Annotated in this window: 6 protein-coding genes; 4 read left to right on the top strand and 2 right to left on the bottom strand. The window is 68.0% G+C overall.

Annotation, left to right across the window (positions count from 1 at the left end; all coding sequences use genetic code 11):
• The 3 genes from B3I25_RS08555 to B3I25_RS08545 all read left to right on the top strand — a co-directional run.
• Positions 1-362: EamA family transporter (locus tag B3I25_RS08555; RefSeq protein ID WP_286738634.1), on the top strand; the 362-nt coding region annotated here is incomplete at its 5' end.
• An 82-nt stretch (positions 363-444) separates the two neighbouring features.
• Complete coding sequence (locus B3I25_RS08550; RefSeq protein WP_286738633.1) at positions 445-969, top strand: mycothiol transferase; 525 nt, start codon at positions 445-447, stop codon at positions 967-969.
• 125 nt (positions 970-1,094) lie between these two features.
• Entirely contained in the window at positions 1,095-3,083 is a 1,989-nt protein-coding gene (locus B3I25_RS08545; RefSeq protein ID WP_206399903.1) for a M23 family metallopeptidase, read from the top strand.
• 163 nt (positions 3,084-3,246) lie between these two features.
• Here the strand turns inward: B3I25_RS08545 and B3I25_RS08540 are convergent, their stop codons facing one another.
• Positions 3,247-4,533 carry a cytochrome P450 gene (locus tag B3I25_RS08540; RefSeq protein ID WP_286738632.1) on the bottom strand — a complete coding sequence of 429 codons (1,287 nt, stop codon included), beginning with the start codon at positions 4,531-4,533 and terminating at the stop codon, positions 3,247-3,249.
• Positions 4,534-4,576: 43 nt separating this feature from the next.
• Positions 4,577-5,800: an MFS transporter gene (locus B3I25_RS08535; RefSeq protein ID WP_286738631.1), complete on the bottom strand. Its 1,224-nt coding sequence runs from the start codon at positions 5,798-5,800 to the stop codon at positions 4,577-4,579.
• Between the two features lie 399 nt (positions 5,801-6,199).
• On the opposite strand from B3I25_RS08535, the gene B3I25_RS08530 reads away from it, so the two are divergent.
• On the top strand, positions 6,200-7,390 hold the full coding sequence (locus tag B3I25_RS08530) for an alcohol dehydrogenase catalytic domain-containing protein (protein WP_131333726.1): 1,191 nt from the start codon (positions 6,200-6,202) through the stop codon (positions 7,388-7,390).
• The last annotated feature ends 31 nt before the right edge of the window (positions 7,391-7,421 follow it).

Genomic DNA, 7,421 nt, shown 5'->3' with positions numbered 1-7,421 from the left:
ATCTCGTGGCCGCCCTCGTGGTGTGCGCCGCGGGCTACGCGGAGGGCGGGAGATTGTCCTCCCGCATCCCCGGCTGGCAAGTGATCGCATGGGGGGTGCTCCTGGCCGCTCCCGTGAACCTGGTCGTGACGATCGTTGCTGTGCCCATGGAACCCGTCCACCTCTCCGCGCGCGGTGTCGCGGGGCTGCTGTACATCGCGGCGGCCTCCCAGTTCCTGGGATTCGTGGTCTGGTATCGCGGCATGGCGCTGATGGGCATCGACAGGGCGAGTCAACTGCAGCTGATGCAACCGCTCCTGACCCTTGTCTGGACCGTCCTGTTGCTCGACGAACCCCTCCCGGATCCGACGGGGCACCCGTAGAGTGACAGGGAGCGGCGTCGTCGGGCCGGACCGGACCGGGCGGGCGACGTGGATCGTCGGCACGAGGAAGTGAGGCGCGGGCATGAGCGCACTGGAACTGATCACGGACGCCGCGCAGCGGCCCCTGGAGGCGGCGCGGGCCGCCGTGGAGGGGGCCTCCGCGGACATCCTCAACGAGATGCCGCGCGGTGAACTGAACTCCATGTCCTGGCTCGTGTGGCATGCGGCGCGGCAGCAGGACGCCCAGGTCGCGGAGCTGCGCGGAGCGGAGCAGGTGTGGCGTTCCGGCGGGTGGTGCGAGAGGTTCGGGCTGGACCGCCCATGTGAGGACTTCGGCTTCGGGGACGATCCGCAGGCCGTGGCGAGCGTGCGCGTGGACGACCCCGAGTTGCTGCTGGGCTACCTCGAAGCCGTCACGGACACCACGGCCGAGTACGTCCGTTCACTCTCGGACGCCGAGCTGGACGAGGTCATCGACGATTCCTGGGATCCGCCCGTCACACGGGGTGTGCGGATCGTGTCCGCGATCGACGACGCCGCCCAGCACGTGGGGCAGGCCGCCTACGTCCGCGGGCTGGTCGAGCACGGCTGGTCCGGGAAGTACTGAACACGCGGGGATCTTAGTCTTCATGCAACTACATGGACACCACCGGTTCACCTACACTTGCTGTACTGACTATCGGGCCGCGGGCTAACGGTGCCGAAGTCCATCCCGGGAGACACGATCGCCTCATGACTCGTTCACGCTCACGCGCCGCGGCGGCCAGGAAGCCGTCCATGGCGCTGACTGCCTTCACGTCATTTTCCATGCTCGTGGCCGTGAGCGTTGCGCTCAGCAGTGGCACCGAAACCGCCCCCTGGCAGCCCGCCATGGCTCACGACGCGCAAGGCCCCCAACGCTCGGGCGTTCCCGCTCCCGGCGACGACGCCGCGCGGCCGGCTCAGGCCTCCCTGTTCGCCGTGGTGCCGGACCAGGCGGCGATCGCCGCGTCCCACGACGTTCCGGTGACCGCCCCGGGCACGTTCGTCCGCAATGCGGTGGAGATCGCTCCCGGGGGTTCCGGTCCCCGCGCCTCCGGAACCGGAGGCGCGGGCGCTGCCGGATCCGGAAGCGGTTCGGGCTCGAGCGGCTCCGGGAGCGGCGCGGGGGACACGTCCCCCGTGGCACCGAGCACGCGCGCTCCGGCGACCTTCGAGGGTGAGCTGCCCGTCAACACCATCATCGCCCCGGCCCAACCGGTGGTCGTGCTGGACGGTGGCCGCTTCGGATGGCGGATCGCCCCGGACACCAAGCAGAAGGACTTCCACAACGGCACGGACATCTCCGTACCGGAGGGCACACCCGTGGTAGCCGCCCTGGACGGCACCGTCACAGCGGTCTTCTGGGACGTGTGGGGTGGCAACCGGGTGGAGGTCACGCACGCGGACGGCATCAAGACCACGTACAACCACCTCAAGGACGTCATGGTGCGCGTGGGGGACACCCTGCGCGCCTCCGAACAACTGGGCACCGTGGGGCAGACGGGTCTGCGTGTCACCGGCCCCCACCTGCACTTCGAGATCTGGGTTCACGGCAAGGTCGCGGATCCGGAGTCCTTCGACTGGGAGACCGGCAAGGGTGTCATCCCCGCGTCGCGCGCGCCGTATTCCGCGGAGGACCAGGCCGCGATGCAGCCTCCCGTGGATCCGCACGCGGAACCCGGTACCGATTCCGGTCCCGCACCGGCCGACGTTCCCGACGCAGATCACGAACGCGTGATGGCACTCGGCCGGAAGACCCCGCAGCCGGCAGCGGCGTCGTCGAACTCCGGAAAACCGGCCGCCGCGAAGCAGACGTCCGGCGAGAAGGCCGGGAACGACGCCAAGAAGTCCGCGCCCCAGGCTGCGCCGGCCACGAAGGCCCCTGCCAAGAAGGGGCCCGCTCACGAGTCAGGGTCGACGACGACGCCGCGCCCGAACACGACCCCGTCCGGAGCATCCACGCCGGGCAGGCCCGAGCAGACCCCGGGCCGGGCGACACCGGGAGGACACGACTCCGGCGCCAAGAAGTCGGGGGACAAGACTTCCACGCCGATCCCGTCGAAGTCCGGTGGTTCCGCGGGTAAGTCGAGCGATCCGGGCAAGCAGAAGCTCGACCCGAGCGGCTCCCCGACTCGGAGTGCTACGCCGATCCCGTCGAAGTCCGGTGGTCCCACGGGTGCGTCGAGCGATCCGGGCAAGCAGAAGCTCGACCCGAGCGGCGCCCCGACTCCGAGTCCTACGCCGACCCCGTCGAAGTCCGGTGGCCCCACGGGCACCCCGAGTGATCCGGGGGAGACCCTGCCCACCCCGAATCCGTCGACGTCCGGGCGTCCCAAGCCACCGGGGCGCACCGCGCCCGTGGATCAGCTGACCACGCTGGAGCAGGTGCAGCAGCGCACGCAGCACCTGCTGGCCACGCAGTTGGTGCTAACCCCGGCTCAGCAGTTCGGACCCGCCACGTCACTGAACACCGAGTTGACCTTGCTGTCCCAGCGGCTCACGGGTTCCAAGCTGGCCGCCGCGGATCCGTCGTTCACCGCGCAGCTGAACAAGACCCAGCACGCGGTGGCGGCGGCGTCCGCGAAACCGGCGGACGAGAAACTCACCGCGGCGGCCACGGCCGAGCTGACCACGCTGCAGAAGCTGGTGGCCGATGCCCCGCCGTACCAGCCCCCGGCTCCCTCTGCCAAGGACGGGTGAGGATCGGGGTTCCACCTCCCGCCCGTAACGGCGGTGGGTACCCGTGGACCGGCGATCCCGCCCACAGCGGCGGGTGACACCCCGGTGTTCCGGACATGGAGGTGCTTACCCGAATGGCCACCCCGCTCGCACGCGGGGTGGCCCTTCGGTTCGCTCGGGTGGATCAGTGGGCGGTACGCACCCGCATGCCCGTAGCGGGGCGGGTCAGCATGTGGGTCCACGAGAACGTGAGGTCGTCCGGGTCGGTGCCCAGTTCCACGTTCGGGCGGGCCAGTGCCACCACGGCCGCGGACAGGGATGTCACCGCGATCTTCTCACCGGGGCAGCGGTGGCCCGTACGGACCTCGGCACCGCCCTGGGGGATGAACGTGCGGATGGCCTCGGCGTCGTCGACCCCCATGAAGCGTTCGGGGTCGAAGGTGCCGGCGCGCTCCCACGAGGCGGGATCGTTGTTGGTGCCCAGGATGTCGATCAGCACGCGCTGACCCTTGTGGATGGGGCAGCCCTTGATCTCAGTGTCCGCGGTGGCCTCGGCGGGGAGCATCGGGACGAACGGGTAGACGCGGCGGACCTCTTGGGCGAAGGCCACGGCCTCCGGGATGTCGAGCAGAGAACCACCCCGTGCCTGGGACGCCTCGTGGATACGGGCGGCCCATTCCGGGTGCTCCACGAGTGCTGCCCCGGCGAAGGCCGCGAAGCGAGCCACCGCCACGTTGGGGCGGGTGAGGTTCTGCAACTCCACCGCGGCGGTCTTCTCGTCCACGAGGCCACCGTTCTCGTCCACGAGACGCGCCATGTGGGCGAGCACCGAATCCGGGTCGGCGGCCACGGTGCCCGAACGCACCCCGTGGATCAGCTGCGTGAACGTGCGATCCAGGCGAAAGCGCTCGAACCATGAGATCGGGTGCGTGGCGGGGCGCCCAAAGGTGTCCAGCAGACGGCTCATGCGGCGGGCCTGCCGGTCCATCTCCTGGCGGCTCCACGGGATCCCGGCCCACCGGAAGGACGCACGGCCGAAGGCCAGGGCCGTGCCGTCGTAGACGTTGCCGGGGGAGGTCCATTCACGGATGAGCATCCCGAGTTCCTCGGCCACGAACGGCTTGTACTGGGCCACCCGCTCGTCCTCGTAGGCCATGTCCGCCATCTGGTTCTTACGTGCGGCGTGGGCGTCCCCGTCCAGGGCGTGGACGGCACCCGACCCGAAGAGCGGGCCGCGGATGAACAGGGGCATGGCGCCGTGGCGCTTCATGCGGGAGGTGTCGTAAAAGAGGTCCACCCCTTCTTCCCCGCGCACCAGGACCGAGCGCTTGCCCAGCAGGTTCATGCTCACCGGGGCGGCGGACCCCGGGGAGACGCCCGTGCGACGTCGTATGCGTGAGGCGAAGAGGTAGCCCGAGCGCAGGAAGGAGAGGACTTGGTCGGGGCGGGTGCGTCCCGCGGTGGAAGTCATGCTCCGATCGTACGGGTACTGACCTTTCGCCGACTGGGAGGTTTCAACGCCGGGTGCGCACCCGCAGGGCGCCCGCGAAGAGGAACGCGAACAGGCCCATGAGCGGGAAGACGAACAGCGCGGTCCGCAACCCGGCGGCATCGGCGAAGAGGCCGATCAGCGGGGGCGAGAGCACGAACACGATGCGCATGCACCAGCTCACCAGGGTGAGGCCCGTGCCGGGTCTCAGGCCGGGGGCGCGGTCCGCGGCGGCATAGGCGTTGGGGACCATGGTCGCGCAGCCGAAGCCCGCGAGGGCGAACCCAGCCAGGGCCACCCACGTTGTCGGCGCGAGCGCCACGGCGCCCAGGCCCACGAAGATCAGTACGCCCCCGATGCGCGTGACCAGCACAGCGCCCAACGCGTCGATCAGCCTGTCCCCCAAAAGGCGACCCACGAACTGCGCGCCCACCAGGCTGACGTAGCCGAGCCCCACCATGCCCACGGGTGCGCCCAGGGCGTCCCGCAGGTAGACGGCGGACCAGTTGGAGCCCACGTCTTCCACGAGCACCCCGGACATGGCGACGACGGCGATCGGCAGCAGCGCGAGCGCGGCCACTCCCGCGCTACGCGGGAGCTTGGGTATCCCGGCGGTGTCCAGGGGGGCGTTCTCGGCCTGGGTGGCGGCGTGTTCCGCGTGGTCATCGGGGACGGCCCAGCGCATGGCGAAGGCCGCCACGGCCGCGAAGATGACACCACTGATCAGGAAGTGCCAAGGCAGGGGTAGGTTCATGGCTGCGGCGGCGGTGCCCATGAGGCCGCCGATCACGGCACCCACGCTCCACAGGGCGTGCATGGAGTTGATGATGGAGGTTCCGGCGAGGCGTTGTACTCGCAGTCCTTGCGCGTTCTGCGCTGTGTCCACGAGGGCGTCCAGCATGCCCGCGACGAACAATCCGATCCAGAACACGGCCACGAGGGGAACGGATCCGGCCACGAACACCGCGGTGGCGAGCAGGATCGAACCCACCACGGCGACGCGCGCCGTTCCGAACCTCCGCAGGATGGGGGCTGGCAGGGGGCCCGCCACCACACCTCCGATGGGGAACGCGATTAGCGCGAACCCGTACAGGGCGTTGGACAGGTCGTACATGTCCTTGATCTCGGGCAAGCGGGGCAACAGGTTGGAGAAGATCGCGCCGTTGGTGAGGAACAGCAGAGACACCGCGATGCGCGCTCGGGTGATCCGCAGGCGGTCCATGGCCGGTGGTGGGGAAGCTGGCGTCACCCCGTCAGGCTACGAGCCGGGGAGGGTGGAGCACACTCGGGGGTGGTGTGTGCGTGAGTCCGCAGGGCCTGAATCCGCGGGGTTCGTAACATGAACATTTTGGGTGAGAAATGCGTGAAAATTACACCCATAGGGGTGTTTGACATGTATGTCAAAGGCGCGCATTGAGCTATTCGCCCGAAATAATCGGAATCTCTCACCAAGCCAAGGCATCGGCAATATCGACATTTTGCGTCATGCAGAACGTGGATTCGTCCAGGACGCCTCCCTCCCCACGACGCCCCTGGGGGTCGATTTAGGTTGTGCGAGGCCTATGGTTTACTGAGAGAAGCCTCAGGACTGGGGCTGGATCGAGTCTCCCCGGGCCCCGGTGTGAGAACTCAAGAAGGAGTGAAGAGCATGGCAGGCAACCGTTCCGTCGTCTTCCGCGGCGTGAAGAACATGCAGGTTGAGGATCTGGACTTCCCGAAGCTCCAGATGCCCAACGGCAAGAAGGCACCCCACGGTGTTGTCCTGAAGATCGTGGCTTCCAACATCTGCGGTAGTGACCTCCACATCTACCGCGGGTCCTTCCCCGCCCCGGAAGGCATGGTCATGGGGCATGAGATGACCGGGGAAGTCGTGGAAATCGGCTCTGACGTCGAGTTCCTGAAGGAAGGCGACCTGGTCTCGGTTCCCTTCAACGTGGCTTGCGGCCGCTGCCGCAACTGCCGCAACGGTCGCACCGAGGTCTGTCAGACCTGCAACCCGGACGCCGATTCCGCTGCCTACGGCTTCAACCTGGGCGGCTGGGACGGCGGACAGGCCGAGTATCTTTTTGTTCCCTATGCGGACTTCCAGCTGCTGAAGTTCCCGGACCGTGACCAGGCCATGGAGAAGATCCGCGATCTGGCGCTTCTCTCTGACATCCTCCCGACTGCCTTCCACGGCCTCATGGAGGCTGGCGCCAAGCCCGGGTCCACTGTCTACATCGCGGGGGCCGGCCCCGTGGGCCGTTGCGGCGCCGCAGCTGCGCGCCTGCTGGGGGCGTCCTGCATCATCGTCGGCGACCATGACAAGGATCGCTTGGCCCTGATGAAGCGCAACGGTTGCGAAACCATTGACCTCAACGAGGATGTCCCGCTGCAGGACCAGATTGAAAAGATCCTTGGCGAGCCGATGGTCGACTGCGCCGTGGACTACGTCGGCACCGAAGCTCACGGCATCGGCAAGGACGCGGACAAAGAGGATCCGGCCTATGCGATCAACCAGGTGATCGACGTTACCCGCGCGGGAGGCGCCACCGGCATCATCGGCATCTACGGGCCTGACCCCCTGGCGGATTCCAAGGACGAGCAGAACGGCATCTACCCGATTGAATTCGGCAACGCCTGGATCAAGTCCCCGAAGATCACCGCTGGCCAGGCGCCGATCATGCATTACAACTACGAGTTGATGCAGGCGATCCTGTGGGACCGCATGCCGTACCTGTCGGACATGCTGCAGACCAAGGTCATCAGCCTTGACGAGGCTCCTCAGGCCTACGCGGACTTCGACAACAGCTCGCAGGAGAAGTACATCATCGACCCCCACGGCATGATCGCCTCCTGATCTTGCTCACCCGGTAGTGAGGCCCTGGCAA

The organism is Kocuria sp. UBA1838 (assembly GCF_002338785.1).
GTDB lineage: Bacteria > Actinomycetota > Actinomycetes > Actinomycetales > Micrococcaceae > Kocuria > Kocuria marina.
This window is presented reverse-complemented; position numbering and strand designations above follow the sequence as displayed.

Bases quoted from the DNA above. Each gene is read 5' to 3' on its own strand.
- B3I25_RS08550 (WP_286738633.1), top strand. From the start codon at position 445: ATGAGCGCACTGGAACTGATCACGGACGCCGCGCAGCGGCCCCTGGAG.
- B3I25_RS08530 (WP_131333726.1), top strand. From the start codon at position 6,200: ATGGCAGGCAACCGTTCCGTCGTCTTCCGCGGCGTGAAGAACATGCAG.
- B3I25_RS08540 (WP_286738632.1), bottom strand. From the start codon at position 4,533: ATGACTTCCACCGCGGGACGCACCCGCCCCGACCAAGTCCTCTCCTTC.
- B3I25_RS08545 (WP_206399903.1), top strand. From the start codon at position 1,095: ATGACTCGTTCACGCTCACGCGCCGCGGCGGCCAGGAAGCCGTCCATG.